A 20691-nucleotide genomic window follows, 5' to 3' on the forward strand; every position below is an offset into this window, starting at 1 on the left:
CAAAAGGATGGTGGCCGCTCCTCCACATCCCTATAAAATGGTTATTGCTTAAGTGCCTAATTCAATAAAAGAAATAGCCGTTGCATATAGGGATTTGTGCCGCATTTTATTAGTTGATTTTAAGAGGTTTATGCCTATAATTTCTTTTGTTAAGAAACATGATAAGTGTCAGGTTTAGGCAGGTTAAATTAAAGTTTTTTATACCGAAAATAATATTATATTTACTTATAGAAATGGGGGTAGCTATGAAGTGGTCGTTTGTGATTCAACAGAAATTAAAGATAGCCGCACTGCTTGGCTGTCTGATTGTGATGGTGCTGCTGGCAAACTTTATGTGGAACAGGCATATGGGCAGCATGAACAAGTCGTTTACCTCTATTTACAACGACAGGCTCATACCTGCCACAGCCATCGTATACCTGACAGAGCACCTCTATACCAAGCGGTTGTTAATGGAGCGCTATCTGCTCATAACAGACGCTGAACCAGAGGCAGCACTCATAGAGCAAATGCAGTGGCGCAACCGCCAGGTCGACTCTCTGCTTCATCATTTCGAAAGCACCTACCTGGTTAAACAGGAATCGATCAGTTTGTCTGGTTTTAAAAATAAGGTGGAGGAGTACGTGCAGATGGAGCATGCCATTCTGGCCCTCAGCCATAGACAAGGCAGAGCAGCCGGCATGCAACTGTTTGAGCAGGAGGGGAAGGCTGTATTTGAGTGCACGATAAAACACCTGCACGAATTAACCAAAATTCAGTCAGACGTAGGCAAGGAGCTTGTGGGCGACTCGCAGCATATTGTGTCCAGCACTAACATTTTGTCGAGCCTGGAGGTGGGGCTGGTCCTGGTCATAGGGCTAATCGTGCAGGTACTGATTGTTTCTTCCAGAATGGTGAACCTGAAGAACAAGAACTTTAATCTGAACTGATGAGGAGGTGCTGGTCTTTCTGTAAATCAAATTATTTGAATGAAAATAGCCTTCCAAAGCGAATTGGCCCTAAATTAGTCAAGGGTAAATAGGCAGATAGTACAAAAAAAGGTTCCTGCTTCAGTCTGATCTGAAGCAGGAACCTTTTTTATAGATGTTTATCTCTAGAAAATTATTCTTTTTGCCAGCTGGTGCTTTGCCAGCCTGTCGGCTTTTCCGGAGTGGTGTCTTTAAACCGGATATTTTCAGATAAATCGCCTTCTATTTTAGGAACAAGCTGGTTGCCTGGTACCTTAAACCGAACGTTTTCGAACAGGATGTTCCGCCCGTCCAGCACCTCGATCAGGGAGTCCTGGGCCTGCACCTCAATATTCCGGAGGGTGATATCTTTGGCATCGCGGGCAATAAAGAGACCTTTAGAGGTAACTTGTGCATTCTCGATGAGCAGGTTCGTCATAGGGGTTTCGGGTATGCCTTTTATTTTTACAAAGTAATCGGCTTTCTCCACGATAATGTCGCGGGCTGTAATGTTTTTATAGCTGGGCGTGAGGGCATTTATCTCGCGTGCCGGCATACGGTCGGCCAGTTCGCCTACGTAGGTTCGGCTGCCGAGCATATCCCAATGGAAGGCATCGTTCCGCAGGTTCATTCTGATGCGCTCGTAGTGCAGGTTGTCGCCGCCACCGCCTCTTGGCCTGCGCGTTTTAAACCGTATGCCCACGCCTGTATCGTCGAACACGCAATCGTGCACGTAGAGGTTCCTGATCATGCCGGCTGTTTCGCTGCCAGTTGTAATGCCGCCGTGGCCTTCGCGGGCGAGGCAGTAACGCACCACCACATTCTCGGTCGGTTTGTTCACACGCATACCATCTTCGGCCCTTCCTGCCTTCATGGTAAAGCAGTCGTCGCCGCAGCTCAGGGTGCAGTACTCAATCAGCACATTCCTCGACGACTCAATATCGATGCCATCGCCACGCGGTATGCCAACCGAGTTTACCGTTACACCTCTTATAATAACACCATCGCAATAAACAGGCACAATGTTCCAGAAAGGAGTGCGCTCCAGCGTAATGCCTTCTATATACACGTTCTTGCAGTTAATAGGCGAGATAAACATCGGCAGGAAAATGAACTCGTCGTTGTAGCCTTCGTACACGCGCTCCGCAACCGGTTTGTCATGCGGCACCACTTTCTCGATCACGTCTACTTCCATCACCCGTTTCCGTAGCTCCGAGTCCAGTGCCGGGCCAACAAGTTTGCCTTTGCCGGTTACGGCAATGTTTTCCTGGCCGTTGGCATAAATACAGGCTCCCAACGACATTACCTCTATGCCCTCGTTGCGGGTAAACACGGCTGGCCGGTAATCTCTTATCTCACCACTGAAATGTAGTTCCGCACCTTCTTCGAGTAAAAGGTTCACGTTACTTTTCAGACTGATGCGGCCCGTTTTCCAGATACCTGCCGGAATGCGTGCCGTTCCTCCTCCTTTCTGGTGCACCTCGTCTATGGTTGCCTGAATCTCGGTGGTGGTGATTCGGTCTGTTTTTGCGCCGCGCTCGGTAATACTGATGCTTAGTTCAGGAAAGGTCGGCTTCTTGAATTGGGGCATATCGAAAGGTGCCGTAACCGGAGCAATAGTATCTGGCAGCATGGTAGCGCCAACCTGGTCTATGGTGGGTACACGCTCTGCCCAGTTACCGGCAGCTGCCGACTTCTCGGCCTTCTCGGAGGTGCCCGAGCAGGCTGCCACCAGAGAACAAAGCACCAATAAAAGGAATTGCCTGAAGCCCGGCCAGGCGAAAGTAATAGTTGCAGGACGCTTACCTGCACCTGCGCTTTGTTCTTTTATCATGATACAGAGAGAATATAATAGCAGTTTAAATTAAGATGCTTTTGTAGTTATTGGCTTCGTGGAAGACTTGGCTTTTCTTAAGAACAAGAGTTTTTGAAAAGAAGCTATAAGTTGATGTTTTAGCTGCATTTCGGCAGGTGCCTTGCCTGTCGGGTAAGTGCCCTTTGCTGCCTGGCTAACCCTGCGAAAAATAATTTTAGTACACTTCCAGCAGCTTCAGACTTTTAAAATTTTACGGTATTAGCAGACCGGGTTCAGGTTTCGTTGTAAAACAGACACTTAATTTGGCAAACAGATATAAATTTAAGATTATTTTCGTTCTAAGTTTGTTTACTTACAAACATAATATTTATAAATAAATAAAAAAACAGGCAGGTTTTAGAAATATGTAATATATTTACTCTCAGAATCAGGCAAGGCAAATAGGCTTGTTTGAGTTCAGAATGCAGATTTTACTACAAAACGGGTGCTAACATTAGTTAGTTAATAGAGCCTGAGTTCGCCGTTAGTGGAGTACAAATGTTTTCAAGATGGTTGGTAGGCACAGGTATTGGTTTGTAAAGCGGCTACAGTCAGGTTATTTATTATCTGACGGTTTATCATAAATAAACGAAAGCAAAGAAGTTGCCATGTAGCTGGAGGCAGGGTTGTACAACTATTTTTTTGTTCTGTTTTTTATAACAAATGATAGTTTGACTTCTGATACTTAGGTATTTGCGGCCTTCGGAAGCCAGGTGTTACTATAGAGAGCCACATGTGGAGCAGGCAATAGAAGCGTGTGTTTAAACACGATAAAATATAGTTTGCTTCGGAAATAGGATTTTGAGGAATTGATAAGGTGTGAATTTTAACAAACACTAGTTTAAGAGTGCTGAAGGAGGTGATGTAGCTAGTAAAGATGGGTACGATGTGCAATTTAACAGAAGGGTGAAATGGCAGAAGGATGCAACCAGGCATGCTGCTGTTGTTTTACCTTATAATAGTTTCAGGCAGTGTGGAGGAAGTAGTAACCAGGCTCGGGATAAACAACAGCAAGTGTAAAAAACTCTTAATTCTTACTCAGAGCAGCAGAAGAACAGAAACGATTAATTAATGACTACATACTATTCTATAACTTTTAACACATTCTAAATGAAAAACTCAATATCAAAAGATTTGAGATTTATTCTCATACTTCCACTCTTCCTTTTGTGCGTCGTGGGGGCGTTTGCACAAGGCATGGTGGTGCGAGGAACTGTAGTAGACGAATCTAATCAGGGTTTGCCGGGCGTAACCGTTCTCGTAAAAGGCACAACAACAGGGGCTGCCACTGGCCTCGATGGCGAATTTACAATAAACGTACCAAGCGGAAATGCTGTTTTAGTAGTGTCTTATGTAGGTTTCCAGACGCAGGAAATTGCTGTAAACAATAGAGCCACTATTAATATTACCATGGCAACAGACAGCAAAGTGCTAGACGAGGTGGTGGTTGTTGGGTATGGCACCGTGAAAAGAAGAGATTTGACAGGTTCTGTTTATTCTGTGAAATCAGATGAAATTGTACAGATTCCTACGCATAGCCCAATAGAAGCGATCCAGGGTAGAGTGCCTGGGGCTGACATTACCCGCGGTTCTGGTGCGCCAGGCTCAAACCCTACCATTACGCTGCGTGGTAACAGGTCTATTGCTGGCAGAGATGACTTAGCCTCCAGAAATGCGCCTCTATATATTATAGATGGTTTCCAGGGTGGAAATATAAACGACCTGAACCCAAACGACATCGAGTCGATTGAGGTGCTGAAAGATGCTTCTGCTACCGCCATTTATGGTGCTATGGGAGCAAATGGTGTTATTATTGTAACCACTAAAAAAGGCGCTGAAGGAAAAGCACGCGTTTCTTATGATGGCTACTATGGCGTAACGCAATACAATTTTCCGAAGTCCAGAACCGGGCAGGATTACATCCAGTTAAGAAGAGAGGCTGCTCGCACCATTGGTTTATGGAACAGCGAAGCCGATGATGCCAGAATTTTTGACGGACCAGGAGAGTGGGATGCCGTGCAGGCCGGGCAGTGGGTAGACTGGCTGGATTTAGTGAAGGAGAACGGTACGCAGCAAAACCATGCTCTAACGGTAAGAGCCGGAACCGAGAAAACCAAAGTATTCGCTTCGGCAGGTTATTTCAGAGAAGAAGGTATGCTGCGAAACAGCGACTTTACCCGCTACAACCTCCGTTTAAACTTAGACCAGCAGCTGAGTTCATGGGCTAAAGTAGGTGTTTTAAGCCAGGTAACGCAATCACAACAGAATCAGCGTAGAAACCCCTTGTCACAAGCCTTGACTATTAGTCCACTTGGTGTGCCTTACAATGAAGATGGAAGTATTCGTCAGTTTCCATTACCGGATGGTACTACTATTAGCCCACTCGCCGACGAAAGAACAGACTTTATCGCTCGTAACAACACGCTAAGAACAAGTGTTTTAGCAAATGCCTTTGTGGAGCTGACTCCTTTGAAAGGCCTTTCTTTCAGGTCTAGCTTTGGTACTAACATTGCCCTGAGCAGACAAGGTATTTTCGATGATGCTACTTCTATAAACCGGGCTAATACCAGAGTTTCTCAAGCCTCGTCTGAAACGCGTTATGGCAGAAACCTGAACTGGGACAACGTGCTGAGTTACACAAGAGACTTTGGTGGTCATAATGTTACCATTACAGGTATTACAAGTTATATCCAGTCCGACGAAGACAGGCTGTTTGCCCAAGGACAGGGGCAGCTTGTAGCTTCGCAACTATACTATGGCTTAGATGCTACCAACACTGCTACTACGCGGCCTATTAGCTCTCCTTTTATTGGTTCAAAAAACCTGGCTTATGCCGGTCGTTTAAACTATAACTACAAAAGCCGCTACCTGTTAACCGTAACTGGCCGTTACGATGGTGCCTCCCGCCTGGCTCCTGGCAATAAATGGGACTTTTTCCCATCTGTAGCACTAGGCTGGAACATAAGCGAAGAGGCCTTTATGCAAGGTGTAGAGCAGGTAACCAACCTTAAACTACGTGCTAGCTACGGTGTTGCCGGTAACTACAGCATCAGCCCTTACGGAACACAAAGCCTACTGGTAGCCAACCAAAGGTATATGGGCTTCGGAGAAATAGCAGCACCTGCCTATTATTTCAGCGAACTGGTAGGTAACCCGAACCTGGGTTGGGAAAAGTCGGCCACTACAAATTTTGGTTTTGACTTAGGCTTGTTCAATAACAGAATAGCTGCCATTGTGGATGTTTACGATACCAAAACAACCGATATCCTTTACCCAAGAACGCTGCCTACTTCTACAGGTGTAACACGTGTGAATGAGAACATAGCTGCTACCAGAAACAGAGGTATAGAGGTTGCGCTTACTACGCATAACATCCAGACCAACGACTTCTCCTGGTCTACTACTTTCTCCTTTACCAGGAACAAAGAAGAAATTACAGAGTTGATCGATGGAACAGATATTATCACCAATGAAACAACTTCCCTGTTAATTGGTCGCCCGGTTTCGTCTTTCTACACTTATAAACTCTTGGGCATCTGGCAGGCTAACGAGGCCGATGAAGCAGCCAGATACAGTGTTGGTAACTACCAGTTTCAGCCAGGAGACATTAAAGTGGCAGATTTGAACGGAGACTTCATTATTAATGCGGATGACCTCGGTTACATAGGTTCTACTGTTCCTCAGTGGTTAGGTGGTATTCAGAACAACTTCAAGTACAAAGCTTTTGATCTTGGTGTTTACCTGTTTGCACGCTTTGGACAAACCATTAACGCAGAATTCCTAGGTCGCTTCAATCCATCCGGAACAGGCAATGGTCCGGAGATTGCAAATTACTGGACACCAGAGAATCCTTCTAATGATTTTCCGCGCCCGAGAAGAGGATCAAGTTTAAATAACTACGTGGGTTATACCGGTTATCAGGCACTGAATTTTGTAGATGGATCGTATTTCAAAATCAGGAACGTAACACTAGGGTATACTTTGCCTAAAACCATAAGCCAGCGGGTTAAGTTAGAAAACCTGCGTGTTTATGCCACGGCTTCTAATCCCTTAGTCGTTTCAAGGCACCATCTGCTAAGAAACTACGATCCTGAAGGAGGCGGTTCGGAGTCTAATCCATTGAGCAGACAGATTGTGTTTGGTGTTAATGTTGGTTTTTAGTGACTAGTCTGGTTAATCTGAATTTAAGCGGCAGAAAGCTTATATGTAATACTAATAAGCTTCTCCTGTTTAGAATGAAGGCAAATACAGTAGTTTCATTTTTAATAAAAGGATTTTCTTTAAGATGATACAAATAAATAAATTCAAGCTACTGCCCATTATGGCAGCGGCCTTTGTTGTGGGGCTTACATCTTGCGACCTGGATGAATATAACCCATCTGGCGCAACAGCAGACGAAATCTGGTCTACACCGGAAGGCTTTGTGACCAACGTGAATGCAGCCTATTCGGAGCAGCGCTCCTGGTACGGGAAAGAAGACGGCATTTTTATGTCGGAAACCGGTACTGATTTGTGGTTTAACCGCGACAAAAACACCTACGCTGGTCAGTTAACACAGTATGCGGGCCTGAACAGTTTGCAAGGTAACCCAAACAGGGCAGCCTGGAACTTAGTGTGGCCGGCTATTAACCTCTGTAATGCTGGTATCAACAGAATTGAAGATGCCGGTTTTACAGACGAGGTGCAGAAAAACAGGCGTTTAGGTGAGCTTAAGTTTTTGAGAGCCTTCTATTACTGGCATGTGGTAGAAACCTGGGGTGGCGTAATGTTGCGTACCGAGGAAACCCAAGGCCCTTTGTTAACAGCAAGCAGAAGCCCTGTGGAGGCTTTCTATTCAATTATTATTGAAGACCTGCTGGAAGCAGAAAAGTTCCTGCCTGCGCAAAGTGGCTGGGGAAATGAGTATAGCAGAGCCAGTAATAAATCAGCGAAAGGTTTGTTGGCACGAGCATACCTGACAAGGGCAGCTTATGCTACAGGTGGAGAAAAAGAGGAGTTCCTGAGGTTGGCAGCTGAAAAGGCGAAAGAAGTAATCGACAACAAAGCGGCACTTGAAGTTGACTTGTATGCAACTTATGCGGAAATGTGGGACCCAAGGAACAACAAGCGCAATAGAGAAGCATTGTACATAGTAAGTAATTCTGCTGAAAACCCAACACTCAATTACGATTTAAACGTTGGAAACAGGTTATATCAGTTTTGGCAAACTCGTTACAACGGGCTCCCGGGATTGGTGCAGGACCTCAACTATGGCTTCGAAGGTAACAGACGCTTGATGCCTACACTTGCTTTCCTGGATATGTTTAACGAGGAGAACGACACCCGATATGAAGTATCTTTTCAGGAAGCTTGGATCGCAAATTCAAACTATACCTGGACAGCAGGCGACGCTGCCACATATGATAAAGATCCGAGTATAGTTGGGCGGCAGATAAGAGCTGGCATCGATACAGCCCTCTATATCACTAAAAAGCAGCTGACAGGAGAAAGAAGAAAGCCGTTTGTAGCCCTTGACAGAGACAGTGTTTATTTGCCAAACAATTCCATCAGGAACGGTAACCTGTATGTGAACTTTAGAAAGTTCAGAGATCCGGACCGTGAATTTGCCAACACACAATCTGGTTTTAAAGATGTTATTGTGATGCGTCTGGCAGAAATGTATTTAATTGCAGCAGAAGCAGAATTCGGTTTAGGACGCCCTGACTTAGCAGCAAATTATATTAATGTATTACGTACCCGGGCTGCTAAACCGGATAAAGTGGCCGAGATGCAGGTAACCTCAGATATGATTACCTTAGACTTTATTTTAGATGAGCGTGCCCGTGAGTTAGCTGGTGAACACCTGCGTTGGTTCGACCTGAAGCGTACCGGCAAACTGGTGGAGCGTGTAAGAAGGCTGAACCCAGACATTACCCAAATTCAGGATCATCATGTGCTTCGCCCAATCCGTCAGGAAGAGCTGAACGCGCTGTTAAATGGCGAAGAATTCGGTCAGAACCCCGGCTATAATTAAGATTTAATTTTTAGCTCGATTACAAGAAAGGCACCTCATCGGGTGCCTTTCTTGTTTTAATGCTCACCAATTATTCTAATGAAAATACCCTTCCGAAGGTAAAAAGACCATTAGGGTGCCAAGGGTTGCTGCTACACCACCTCCGCTTTCAGGTATTGCCGCTTGTACTCCAGTGGCGTGGTGCCCATAACTTTTTTAAAGTGGCGGTAAAAGTTCGATACATTGTTAAACCCACATGAAAAGCAGATTACTTCCGTCGACTGTTTATCCTCGATGAGGGCGCGGCAGGCATGGCTAATCCGGATCTCAGTCAGGAAATCGTTGTAGGTTTTTTTCGTCATGATCTTGAAGTAGCGGCAAAAGGAAGTAACGCTGAGGTTGGCGATCGAGGCGATTTCTACAAGCGTAATGTCTTTGTCGAAGTTGGAGAGGGTGTAGGAGCAGACCTTGTTGAGCCGCTCTGTTTCCAGCTCGTTCGATTTGTAAAAAGCATGCGCTGATGTAATGTTATCTACTTCGTCGGTTTCGGCGAGTATGTTTAAAATAGAGAGCAGCACGATCAGGCGGTCCAGGTTTTTGGCCTCAACGGCCTGGTGCATGAGTTTTGCCAGCTTTTCTTTGGCCTCTCCCTTTACGATCAGCCCTTTTTTAGCGCGTTCAAAAAGCTTCGGCAGCAGGTAGGCCTCCGGCAAATGTAAAATGTCGCGACCCAGGCAGTCGGGCAGAAACTGAATAACAATTGCCTCCACATCCAGCCCTGAGTTCTCCTGAAAATAGGCTTCGCGGCAGCGCCAGGTGTGGGGCAGGTTCTCGCCCAGCAAAACAATTTCGCCTGCTGAAAAATTATCGACCTGATCGCCTATAAAGCGCACACCTTCGCCTTTTATAACATAATGCAGCTCCAGCTCCGGGTGGTAATGCCAAACGGTGCCAAAATTAGGTTGCTTATTGTGCCTGATGCTGAAAGAGCTTTGCAGCCCAACCGGTACTTTATGGAAATGAGGTTTCATGATAGGGTAATTTCTAGAACCGTGAAAATGCCTGGGGCTATAGCCTGCGACCTTAATCACGGTTTGCAATGGTTGACTTGTTCAGGTTTAACAGAAGGAAAAATGTTAGAAAAGTAGATGTTAAAAGAAAGAGGCGCCAGCATTCCTGCTCCTGACTTTAATTCAGCGATTTCAGACCATCTTATTTTAAAGTACAGAATTCTGCTTCCTACTGGATAACCAATTATTTAAATCAAAACCCCCTTCAGAAGGATTTTTATCAGAAACTCGTCAAGGGTCTGGCTTGCCTTTAGCCGGTAATAAACATCAGGTTAGTAAGCCGACTTTATTTTTTTATTTACCCAGCAAAAAGCGCCGCGACTAAGAACTCACCTCTCCTGCCAATGCGGTACTATGCCAGCTAGATTTTTTATACATATTTTGCTTTAGCTTCATTTAGCAGGAAATCAGGTTTAATGTTAGGCTGATTTCCTGCTATAGTACCTGAAGCTGCTCAAAGCATGATTGTAAAGTGGTTTGGCACCGCAGGAAGCCTGAAGAGCTATATAGTATTCTGTAGTTTTATGCTAAGATACTACAATTATTAGAAAATAAAGCATAGCATCGCCGCACTTAATTTAAGTAATTTTAACATATTGAATTTAGCAGACAATGGAAGAAATCTGCTGGCAAGGTTCACGCTTCAGAAGTAGCTAAACCAGCCACACTACGAAGGTTGCAGATGCTGTTTTACCAGGTGCTATTTTAGCTGCAAAATATAACAAACGTTAATTAAGTACGAATCAGGGGTAAAGGACGAGACTCCTGCATAGTGTTCCTAAAATCAAAAAACTACAAGCAAGTGAATAACAGATTAATTGGTTCAAGACCCAAAATTGGCATTCGCCCAGTAATAGACGGCCGCTTAGGTGGTATTCGGGAGTCGTTGGAAGAAACAACCATGGGAATGGCCCAAAACGTGGCCCGCTTTTTCGAAGAAAACCTGCGCCACCCCGATGGTGCAGCAGTAGAGTGCGTAATTGCCGATAGCTGCATAGGTGGCGTGGCAGAGGCTGCCATGGCCGCCGATAAGTTCGAGAAAAGTGGCGTAGGCGTTTCGTTAACCGTTACGCCCTGCTGGTGTTACGGCACCGAAACCATCGATATGAACCCTTATACGCCGAAAGCAATCTGGGGCTTTAACGGAACAGAGCGTCCGGGTGCTGTTTACCTGGCTGCCGCGCTTGCCGGGCACAACCAAAAAGGTTTGCCTGCTTTTAGTATTTATGGGCAGGATGTGCAGGATATAACCGATACCACCATTCCGGCCGATGTGCAGCACAAACTGCTGCGCTTTGCCAAGGCAGGTCTGGCTGTTGCTACCATGCGCGGCAAATCCTACCTGTCTGTCGGTTCCGTATCTATGGGGATTGCAGGTTCTATTGTAGATGCCGGTTTCTTTGAAAGTTATCTGGGCATGCGCACCGAGTATGTAGACTCTACCGAAGTATTGCGCCGCATAGAACGCAATATTTTTGACCAGGAAGAATTTGAGAAAGCCATTGCCTGGACCCGCGAGAACTGCAAAGAAGGCACCGACTATAACCCGGATAACCTACGCCGTAGCCGCGAGCAGAAAGACGGCGACTGGGAATTTGTAGTGAAGATGACGCTCATAATCCGCGACCTGATGATCGGAAACCCGAAACTGAAAGAATTGGGATTTGGCGAGGAGGCACATGGGCACAATGCCATTGCTTCCGGTTTTCAGGGGCAGCGCCAGTGGACGGATCACCTGCCAAACGGCGATTTCTCAGAGGCCATCCTCAACTCATCTTTCGACTGGAACGGCATTCGCCAGGCCTTTATTGTAGCCACCGAAAACGACTCGTTGAACGGCGTAGCCATGCTGTTCGGGCACCTGCTCACCGATACTGCCCAGATCTTTGCCGATGTGCGTACCTACTGGAGCCCCGAAGCCGTGAAAAGAACCACCGGTTACGAGCTGGAAGGAATCGCCAGCAACGGATTCCTGCACCTGATCAACTCCGGCTCCTGCACCCTCGATGGCACCGGCCAGCAAAGTCGCAACGGCGAACCTGCCATGAAGCCTTTCTGGGAGATTTCAGAAGAAGAAGCAAAAAAATGCCTTGATGCCACTACCTGGTACCCAGCTACATTAGAGTACTTCAGGGGAGGAGGCTACTCTTCTAACTTCCTGACCAAAGGTAAAATGCCCGTTACCATGTCGCGCGTGAACCTGATAAAAGGCCTTGGCCCGGTATTGCAAATTGCAGAAGGCTGGAGCATCGACCTGCCGGAGCACGTGCATCACCACATCGACCAGCGCACCGACAAGACCTGGCCAACCACCTGGTTTGTGCCAAATCTTACCGGCACAGGCGCTTTTAGAGATGTGTACTCTGTTATGAACAACTGGGGCTCCAACCACGGCGTGGTGAGCTACGGCCACGTAGGTGCAGACCTGATCACACTGGCTTCTATGCTGCGTATTCCGGTTTGCATGCACAATGTGCCCGAAGAAAAAATATTCAGGCCAAGCGCCTGGTCTGCTTTCGGTATGGATGCCGAAGGAGCCGACTACAGAGCCTGCCAGACGTACGGGACACTGTACTAATTTTGAGTTTTGAATGAGTGGATGAGTAAATGTTTAAGTTGGGAATTTGAAGATTTGGATATTTTAAAATCTTCAAATTCCCAAATCTTCAAATCAACCCTCTGCTTATTTACAATTAAAAATTCACTCATCCACTCATTCACTCACTCAAAAGTAATAATTCACTCAATCTCTCAATCACTCATTCAAAATTATAAAAATGAAAACTGGAACATTGCCATCACCTTTACGCGGAATTATTCCTCCTTTGGTTACTCCTTTGCTGGATAACGACACGCTGGATGTAGAAGGGCTGGAACGGCTAATTGAACATATTCTGGCAGGTGGTGCGCATGGCTTGTTCGTGTTGGGTACTACCGGCGAAGCGCCAAACCTGAGCTATAACCTGCGCCATGAGCTGGTGCAGCGCACTTGTGCCCAGGTAGCAGGCCGTGTGCCGGTGCTGGTAGGTATCACCGATACTGCGGTTTCTGAGAGTTTACGACTTGCCCAAACGGCTGCGGAGGCAGGTGCCGCCGCAGTAGTGTCTGCACCGCCTTATTACTATACGCCGAGCCAGGCAGAACTGGTAACGTACTACAACTACGTAGCTGATCGGGTAACATTGCCGTTGTTCCTGTACAACATGCCGTCGCATACCAAAGTATCGTTTGAGCCGGCTACGGTAAAGGCGCTCTCTGAGCACAAAAACATTGTAGGCTTAAAAGACAGCTCCGGCAACTCGGTTTATTTCCAGATGCTATGCAACATCATGCGCGACCAGCCGGACTTCTCGCTGTTGGTAGGCCCTGAAGAAATTACCGCCGAGGTGGTGCTGATGGGTGGCCATGGTGGCGTGAACGGTGGTGCCAATATTTTCCCGCACCTCTACGTTGAGTTATACGAGGCTGCGCAGAACCAAAACTTCGAGCAAATCAGTATCTTGCAGCAACAAGTGCTCGATATCAGCTCGCGTTTATATACGGTGAGCAAGTGCGGTACCAGTTATCTGAAAGGTGTAAAGGCTGCTCTCTCGGCGCTGGGTATCTGTAACGATTTTCTGGCTGAGCCGCACCAGCGTTTTCAGGGAGCCGAAAAGGAAAAGATTAAAAGTCATCTTGCAGAAATCAAAAGCAACATGCAGCGTGCAAACTCCGTCAGCCTATGAACTTACCGCTCTTAGATTTAATTATTTTTATTGTTTTCATAGCGGGAGTAGTAGTATACGGGTGTTCCTTTTACTTTCGTAATACTTCTCCTGAAGATTATACGACTGGTGGAGGCAAAATACCTGCCTGGGCAGTGGGAATGTCTATTTTTGCTACCTTCGTGAGTAGTATCAGCTTCCTGGCTCTGCCGGGTAATGCTTACCTAAGCAACTGGAATGGCTTTGTGTTCAGCTTATCTATCCCGATTGCTTCTTTTATAGCCGTTAAGTTTTTTGTGCCGCTCTACCGGAGCATCAACAGCCCGTCGGCGTATTACTACCTCGAAACCCGTTTTGGTGCCTGGGCTCGTATCTATGCCTCTGTTTGCTACCTGCTCACCCAACTGGCGCGTATGGGGGCTATCATGTACCTGCTGGCGCTGCCTATGAACGCCCTTTTTGGCTGGAGCATTCCCCTTATTATTATTATTACGGGCGTTTGTGTGTTGTTGTACTCCATGATGGGTGGCATTGAGGCCGTTATCTGGACCGACACCATTCAAGGGGGCCTCATGATAATTGGCGCCCTGGTATGCCTGGGCACCCTGATGTTTTCTATGCCGGAAGGCCCGGGTCAGCTTTTTGAGATCGCGGCAGCCCATGATAAGTTTAGCTTAGGAAGCTTTAGCGCAAGCGTTTCGGCCCCTACGTTCTGGGTAATCCTGGTGTACGGCCTGTTCATAAACCTGCAGAACTACGGTATAGACCAGAATTATGTGCAACGCTATATGACCGCCAAATCAGAGAAAGAAGCGATTAAGTCGGCCTGGTTAGGCAGTTTGTTGTATGTGCCTGTTTCGCTTGTGTTCTTTTTTATAGGTACGGCGCTGTTCGCTTACTACCAGGCACAGCCTCATCTGCTGCCCGATGCGCTTCAGGCTCCGGGCATGGCCGATAAGGTGTTTCCGCATTTTATTGTGCATGGCTTGCCTACGGGCGTTACAGGGCTTTTAATCGCTTCTATCTTTGCTGCCGGCATGAGTACGGTTTCTACCAGCATCAACAGTTCGGCCACAGTTATTCTAACAGATTATTATAAGCGTTTCTTCCGGAAAAACGCCAGTATGAAAGAATCCATGCGGGTGCTGTACATCACTTCGCTTATCATGGGAATTTTAAGTATAGTAGTAGCGTTAGCTATGATGCGGGTAGAGAGTGCGCTTGATGCCTGGTGGGCGCTGGCCTCGATCTTTAGCGGTGGCATGCTGGGGCTGTTTCTGCTTGGTTTTGTTTCGCAGAAAGTCAGAAACTTCGATGCTGCTATGGGAGTAGTTGCCGGCATCCTGGTTATCTGCTGGATGAGTCTGTCTCCTATTTATTTTACGGATGGTGCCTGGATTAAATTCAGGAGTCCGTTTCATACCAACCTGGCCATTGTGTTAGGTACCACGGCCATTTTCATAGTAGGGTTTGTAGTTGCCGGAATTGTTAACCGTAACACAGGTAAAACGGCTCAAAAAGGAAAGCCGGCTCATCCAAAAGATAAAATAAAGCAATAGCTGATGCAGGAAAGCATAATTTTTGATACTGCATAACAACTGTTAGTTCGTGGGCTTATCAATAGTTTAAAATTAAAAAATATATGAATAGGATATCGCAAACCTTTTGTGTCGCATTAGGATGCCTTTTATTGTCGGGCGCGCCTGCCCTGGCGCAGCAGAAAAGCCTGGTGAACACCACTGCCAGCTCTCATGCCAAATTAAGCGGAGTAGATATGAATGCCGTTACCTGGACACAGGGTTTCTGGGCCGACCGTTTCAAAATGGCGAAAGAAACAGCGGTGCCAAACATCTGGGGTATCTACAACAATCCGGAAGTATCGCACGCCTTCCGGAATTTCGAAATAGCCGCAGGCATGGCCGAGGGAGAGCACAAAGGCCCTTCGTTTCACGACGGCGATTTTTACAAGGTGCTGGAGTCTATGGCGGCTACGTATGCCATCACCAAAGATCCAAAGATCGACCAGGAGATGGACCGTGCCATTGCCGTAATTGCAAAGGTGCAGCAGGAGGATGGTTACATCTACACGCCAGCCATCATTCAGAAAAACAAAAACAAAGGAGCCGGATCTGCCTTTCAGGACAAAGTGAACTTTGAGGCCTATAACCTGGGCCACCTCATGACGGCCGCCTGCGTGCATTACCGTGCCACCGGCAAAACCTCTTTGCTGAACGTAGCCAAAAAAGCCACCGACTTTCTGTATAACTACTACAAGGCTGCTTCTCCGGAACTGTCGCGTAATGCAATTTGCCCGTCGCATTACATGGGTACGGTAGAAATGTACCGCACTACCAACGATCCGAAGTACCTGGAGCTGGCGCAGAACCTGATCAACATTCGCGGCACGACCGATGATGGCACCGACGATAACCAGGACCGCATTCCGTTTAGAGAGCAAACCAAAGCTATGGGCCATGCCGTAAGAGCAAGTTACCTGTATGCTGGCGTAGCCGATGTGTACGCCGAAACGGGTGATAAATCGTTGCTGTCGGTACTCGACCTGATGTGGGACGACGTGATGCACCGCAAAATGTACATTACTGGTGGTTTAGGCTCTCTTTATGATGGTACATCGCCAGACGGTACATCTTACAACCCGAAAGATGTGCAGAAAATACACCAGGCTTTTGGCCGCGACTATCAGCTGCCAAACCATACGGCTCACAACGAAACCTGCGCCAACATTGGCAACGTGCTCTGGAACTACCGCATGCTCAAAATATCTGGCGACGCCAAGTATGCCGATGTAATGGAGCTGGCGCTGTATAACAGCGTGTTGTCTGGCATCAGCCTGAAAGGAACAGAGTTTTTGTATACCAATCCGCTTGCACAGTCTGATGAGTTGCCGTTTAAGCAGCGTTGGTCTAAAGACCGTGTCGATTATATTGGCCTGTCGAACTGCTGTCCTCCCAATGTGGTGCGCACGTTGGCAGAAGTTCACAACTATGCCTATAGCGTGTCTGATAAAGGCGTGTGGTTTAACCTGTATGGCGGCAGCAAACTAACTACAAAGCTGAAAAATGGCTCAGACGTGAAGCTGACACAGGAAACCAACTACCCGTGGGATGGCAACATAAAAATTACGCTGGACCAGGTGCCTAAAAAGAAACAGGAGTTTTCTATGTTCTTACGCATACCGGGTTGGGCTGAGGGTGCCAAACTAATGGTAAACGGAAAAGCACATAACGCCAAATTAACTGCCGGAGAGTATGCAGAAGTAAGCGGCAAGTGGGCAAAAGGCGACAAAATTGAACTGGTGCTGCCAATGGAGGCAAAACTGATCGAATCGAACCCACTCGTGGAAGAAACCCGCAACCAGGTAGCCGTAAAACGTGGTCCGGTAGTATACTGCCTAGAATCGGTAGACATGCCAAAAGACCAGTCTGTGTTTAATGTGACGCTACCTGCCGATATGAGTTTCACTCCTAAACTTCTCAAGATCGAAAACAGCGATATCATGAGTTTAGAAGGAAATGCCAAACTGATCAAGAATCGCAGCTGGGAAAAACAATTGTACCGCGAGGTAACCAAAGATAACCAGACAGTGCCGGTGCGACTGGTGCCATACTACGCCTGGGGCAACAGAGGCCATGGCGAAATGTCGGTATGGTTGCCGCTAAGCAGGTAATTCAAAAAGCGCATAAAATACAGGACACAAGATCCAGGATTTTTTAAAGTCATAATCAGGTTCGACTCCAATATACCGGAAGAGGACCTGATTATTTTTTAGCCCGAAGTGAAAACCGAACTTATGTACTACTAGGCGAACTTGAAATTATTCAGACGAAAATGGCCTTCCAAAGCTATTTTACTAAAAAACGGCTTAGGGTTACTCATCACTTTCAGATATTTTACCTGAACTTACCCTAATGAAGAACTACATGGTTCGAATCAAAAAACTCAGCCCGAACTCCGAAACAATAAACATGAAAGTTATTAATCTGAAAAACTACCTTCTGGCCGGAATCGCAGCCTTTACCATTCACGCAGCTAGCGCCCAGCAACTTGCATTTCCGGGAGCTGAAGGCTTCGGCAAGTATGCCACCGGAGGCAGAGGAGGCCAGGTAGTAGAAGTAACGAACCTGAACGACGACGGGCCTGGCAGTTTCCGGCAGGCTTTTAACGAATTTCCGGGCGAGCCTATTACCATTGTGTTTAAGGTAGGAGGTGTAATTGAACTGCAATCTGAAATACGCGTAAAGCGCTCCAACATTACCGTAGCCGGCCAGACTGCCCCCGGCGACGGCACTATACTGAAAGGCCATTCTTTTTCGATAAATGGTGCCAGAGCCAAAAGCCAGGGCGGCAACCATGGCAACATTATAATCCGGCACCTGCGTTCGCGCCCCGGCCATGGAGCCGGCAAAGACGTGCTGTACGGCTTCAATATGGAAAATTGCCAGAACGTAATCATCGACCACTGCTCCTTCAGCTGGGCCAATGAAGAAGTCGCTGCTATGTACGATACCAAAAACACGACGGTACAATGGTCTATCGTAAGCGAAGGCCTGCACGACGCAGGCCATCATAAAGGTTTACGCTCGTATGGCGGTGTGTGGGGCGGCCAAAATGCCTCTTTTCACCATAACCTGATTGCCCACCTCTACAGCCGCACCATCCGGTTTAACGGAGCCAGGGCACACGATACGCTGGCTGTTGTCGATTACCGCAACAATGTGGTCTACAATTGGGGAAACCAGAATGGCGCCTATGGAGGTGAGGTAGAAATACCCGGAGGCAAGTCGCAGATTAACATCGTAAACAACTTCTATAAGCCCGGACCAGCTACTCCCGAAACCCTGAGATTTGTGCAGGCTTATTACACACCCGCCAAGGCAAAAGGAGTGGGAGAATGGTATGTAGCCGGTAACATTATGGACGGAAACGCCGCCATGACTAAAGATAACTGGAAGGCTGTTGATATGGAAAGAGTGCCGGAAAACAGCAGAGCGCAGACTAAATCAGCTAAGCCATTTCCGATAAGTGCGGCATTGCCGGAGCAGTCTGCTGCCAATGCTTACAAAGCTGTGCTGGCAGAAGCCGGTGCTACATTACCTGTGCGCGATGCCGTAGATAAGCGCGTGGTAGAAGAAACCCGCAAGAGCACAGCCAGCGGAACAGGAGCGCACGGCAAAGCCGGCATAATCGACTCTCCCGCACAAGTAGGAGGTTACCCGACTTACAAAGCAGCTACAGCACCCATAGATACCGACAAAGACGGTATGCCCGATGAGTGGGAACGCAAGTACGGCCTCAACCCCAACGACCCCTCCGACAGAAACGGCGACCTGAACGGCAATGGCTACACCAACCTGGAAGAGTACCTAAATGGAACCGTACCAACGAAGCAAAAAGCCAAACGCTAGTGAGGTATTGTGACTAAAACAGTAATGATTTCGTAAAGAAGCAGATACAAAAAGGCCAAGGGTTGTGTACCCTTGGCCTTTTTGCCTTTAATTTCCTTTGGAAGGGCAATTTCTTTAGAATAATTTGATTGAAAAACAATTTGAGTCTATTTCTCCTCATGGTCCTCGCAAGTTGAAAACTTCCACTATTATTTCCACAAGTTACGGCTGCGCCTAAACTTGCGGTAGAAATATTACTCGGTGGTGCAGCATGAATGATACTAACTCAAATAGCTTACTCACTCAATCAACAAAATAAGACTTAACGAAACGATCAACGTTTACGGACTCCAAAATGCTTGTCGGCAAAATTCAGGTACTGCATCCAGTCGAACTCTGTTACATCGTGTTTGCCGGTGCGGATGTGGTAACCGATGCGGCCCTGAACAGACTGATTGAGTGGCGGGAAATCTGCTGCAGGCAAGCCTTCTGTGCCTAGAAAACGGTACACCGGATCAGCGGCTTTTGCTGCCAGAAATTCCCCGTAAGGGTCTGCTCCTCTGTCTTCCTCGGCACTGGCAATATAAAGTGGGCGAGGCGCTATAAGAGCCATTACCATGTGCTGGTCGAAGGGAAGAGCCTCTTCGTTTTTGTTGTACTTCTTAAAATTGGCAGCAAACCAATGCGGGTTGCCCCGAGTCAGCCGCTCCACATCTTCGCCATATTTTCTTTTAGACAAGGCCGCACCGCCGCCACCAGATTCGTTGCTGATGACCATGGCAAAACGCTCGTCGCGGGCTCCCGCCCACAAAGCAGCTTTACCCATTCTGGAGAAGCCGAAGAGCATCACCTTTTTCCCATCTACCTGCCGGTCTGTTTCCAGGTAATCGAGGGTACGGCTCAGGCCCCAGGCCCAGGCCGACATGGTGCTGAAATTATCGCCCCGATTTTGCAGCTCCGGGTACAGCGCGTGCACACCATTCTGAAAATTATCGTGTTTGTCAGGATCTATGTCATTGGCAAAAACTGTGGCTACACCGTAACCTCGTTCCAAAATCAGTTCAATAGGCCAGCGGCTGGCCGTAGCTCCTCTCGATTTTTCGGTAGATATGTTGTTCACTACACCGGCACCGCCACCCCACACCCAGTTTGGCGATAGCTTTATGGCCGTATCGGTGTGCACCGCATGGTTTCCCTGGAAGTTGAGGCCCAGAAAAACCGGCACTTTTCCCTTCACCTGGTTGGGTAGGTATAGCAGGATATCCATTTTCGGACCATCTTGTCTGCCGGTGAAGTAAACTGTAATTTGTTTACGGGTTGCCTTGCCGTTAAGTGCTTGCGCATCCTGCTCAAAAACCTGAAATGTCATGTGTTCTGGCTTGCCGGGGGAGCGACCATACATCTCTTGTTCAAAAAGTTCAAGTATTTCAGCGCGTCGCTTTTTCTTCCATTGCCTCGTGTTTTTTACCTTGGTGCCATCCTCAAACACCAATGGATCGGGTAAAGCGTAAGGCTGCACCTTCTCCTCATCGAAGTTCTGAGCAGATGCAGGCAGTAAGGCGAGTACCGCTAACAGCAAAAGGAGAAGCTTTTTGTATGGCATTAGAAAAGATTTGTGGATGGTACAAACCTCATAGCGTCTTCCAGACCTGTGAGTGTTTCGATTGCGCAGTGCTCCATTTTTCTATGCAACCCCAGACATTCACAGGTCTGGAAGA

Annotated in this window: 11 protein-coding genes; 8 read left to right on the forward strand and 3 right to left on the reverse strand. The window is 47.2% G+C overall.

The genetic code is table 11. The features are described from left to right. Window positions 1-233 precede the first annotated feature (233 nt). Window positions 234-929 carry an MCP four helix bundle domain-containing protein gene (locus FVR03_RS07075; protein WP_187270072.1) on the forward strand — a complete coding sequence of 232 codons (696 nt, stop codon included), beginning with the start codon at window positions 234-236 and terminating at the stop codon, window positions 927-929. Between the two features lie 172 nt (window positions 930-1101). On the opposite strand, the gene FVR03_RS07080 is transcribed toward FVR03_RS07075, so the two are convergent. Then, window positions 1102-2781, reverse strand: coding sequence for a glycoside hydrolase family 28 protein (locus tag FVR03_RS07080; protein WP_147921042.1), 1680 nt, complete (start codon window positions 2779-2781; stop codon window positions 1102-1104). 1155 nt (window positions 2782-3936) lie between these two features. Between FVR03_RS07080 and FVR03_RS07085 the strand changes: the two genes are divergently transcribed. Together FVR03_RS07085 and FVR03_RS07090 are read left to right on the forward strand one after the other, a co-directional pair. Beyond that, on the forward strand, window positions 3937-6963 hold the full coding sequence (locus FVR03_RS07085) for a SusC/RagA family TonB-linked outer membrane protein (protein ID WP_222707189.1): 3027 nt from the start codon (window positions 3937-3939) through the stop codon (window positions 6961-6963). A 124-nt stretch (window positions 6964-7087) separates the two neighbouring features. After that, the gene (locus FVR03_RS07090; protein ID WP_255474106.1) at window positions 7088-8815 is read left to right on the forward strand and encodes a RagB/SusD family nutrient uptake outer membrane protein; all 1728 of its coding nucleotides are present in this window, start codon (window positions 7088-7090) and stop codon (window positions 8813-8815) included. Between the two features lie 131 nt (window positions 8816-8946). On the opposite strand, the gene FVR03_RS07095 is transcribed toward FVR03_RS07090, so the two are convergent. Further along, on the reverse strand, window positions 8947-9825 hold the full coding sequence (locus FVR03_RS07095; protein WP_147921044.1) for an AraC family transcriptional regulator: 879 nt from the start codon (window positions 9823-9825) through the stop codon (window positions 8947-8949). A gap of 841 nt (window positions 9826-10666) precedes the next feature. Between FVR03_RS07095 and FVR03_RS07100 the strand changes: the two genes are divergently transcribed. From FVR03_RS07100 to FVR03_RS07120, 5 genes are all read left to right on the forward strand, one after another. Continuing rightward, window positions 10667-12442, forward strand: coding sequence for an L-fucose isomerase (locus FVR03_RS07100; protein WP_255474107.1), 1776 nt, complete (start codon window positions 10667-10669; stop codon window positions 12440-12442). A gap of 199 nt (window positions 12443-12641) precedes the next feature. Then, entirely contained in the window at window positions 12642-13589 is a 948-nt protein-coding gene (locus FVR03_RS07105) for a dihydrodipicolinate synthase family protein (RefSeq protein ID WP_147921045.1), read from the forward strand. Then, window positions 13586-15127 (forward strand): sodium:solute symporter family protein, encoded by a 1542-nt coding sequence (locus FVR03_RS07110; RefSeq protein ID WP_147921046.1) that lies wholly within the window; start codon window positions 13586-13588, stop codon window positions 15125-15127. Before FVR03_RS07105 ends, FVR03_RS07110 begins: the two co-directional genes overlap by 4 nt. Before the next feature lie 83 nt (window positions 15128-15210). After that, window positions 15211-17256, forward strand: a complete 2046-nt coding sequence (locus tag FVR03_RS07115; RefSeq protein WP_147921047.1) for an aceric acid hydrolase — start codon at window positions 15211-15213, stop codon at window positions 17254-17256. 253 nt (window positions 17257-17509) lie between these two features. Continuing rightward, entirely contained in the window at window positions 17510-18994 is a 1485-nt protein-coding gene (locus FVR03_RS07120; RefSeq protein ID WP_187270073.1) for a pectate lyase, read from the forward strand. 313 nt (window positions 18995-19307) lie between these two features. Here the strand turns inward: FVR03_RS07120 and FVR03_RS07125 are convergent, their stop codons facing one another. Beyond that, complete coding sequence (locus FVR03_RS07125) at window positions 19308-20576, reverse strand: alpha/beta hydrolase family protein (RefSeq protein ID WP_147921049.1); 1269 nt, start codon at window positions 20574-20576, stop codon at window positions 19308-19310. Window positions 20577-20691 lie beyond the last annotated feature (115 nt).

The organism is Pontibacter qinzhouensis (genome assembly GCF_008017455.1).
Lineage (GTDB): Bacteria > Bacteroidota > Bacteroidia > Cytophagales > Hymenobacteraceae > Pontibacter > Pontibacter qinzhouensis.

Excerpts from the sequence above, each read along its gene's own strand:
- FVR03_RS07080 (WP_147921042.1), bottom strand. The coding sequence starts at position 2,781 with ATGATAAAAGAACAAAGCGCAGGTGCAGGTAAGCGTCCTGCAACTATT.
- FVR03_RS07115 (WP_147921047.1), top strand. The coding sequence starts at position 15,211 with ATGAATAGGATATCGCAAACCTTTTGTGTCGCATTAGGATGCCTTTTA.
- FVR03_RS07090 (WP_255474106.1), top strand. The coding sequence starts at position 7,088 with ATGATACAAATAAATAAATTCAAGCTACTGCCCATTATGGCAGCGGCC.
- FVR03_RS07075 (WP_187270072.1), top strand. The coding sequence starts at position 234 with ATGGGGGTAGCTATGAAGTGGTCGTTTGTGATTCAACAGAAATTAAAG.
- FVR03_RS07105 (WP_147921045.1), top strand. The coding sequence starts at position 12,642 with ATGAAAACTGGAACATTGCCATCACCTTTACGCGGAATTATTCCTCCT.
- FVR03_RS07125 (WP_147921049.1), bottom strand. The coding sequence starts at position 20,576 with ATGCCATACAAAAAGCTTCTCCTTTTGCTGTTAGCGGTACTCGCCTTA.
- FVR03_RS07095 (WP_147921044.1), bottom strand. The coding sequence starts at position 9,825 with ATGAAACCTCATTTCCATAAAGTACCGGTTGGGCTGCAAAGCTCTTTC.
- FVR03_RS07110 (WP_147921046.1), top strand. The coding sequence starts at position 13,586 with ATGAACTTACCGCTCTTAGATTTAATTATTTTTATTGTTTTCATAGCG.
- FVR03_RS07120 (WP_187270073.1), top strand. The coding sequence starts at position 17,510 with ATGGTTCGAATCAAAAAACTCAGCCCGAACTCCGAAACAATAAACATG.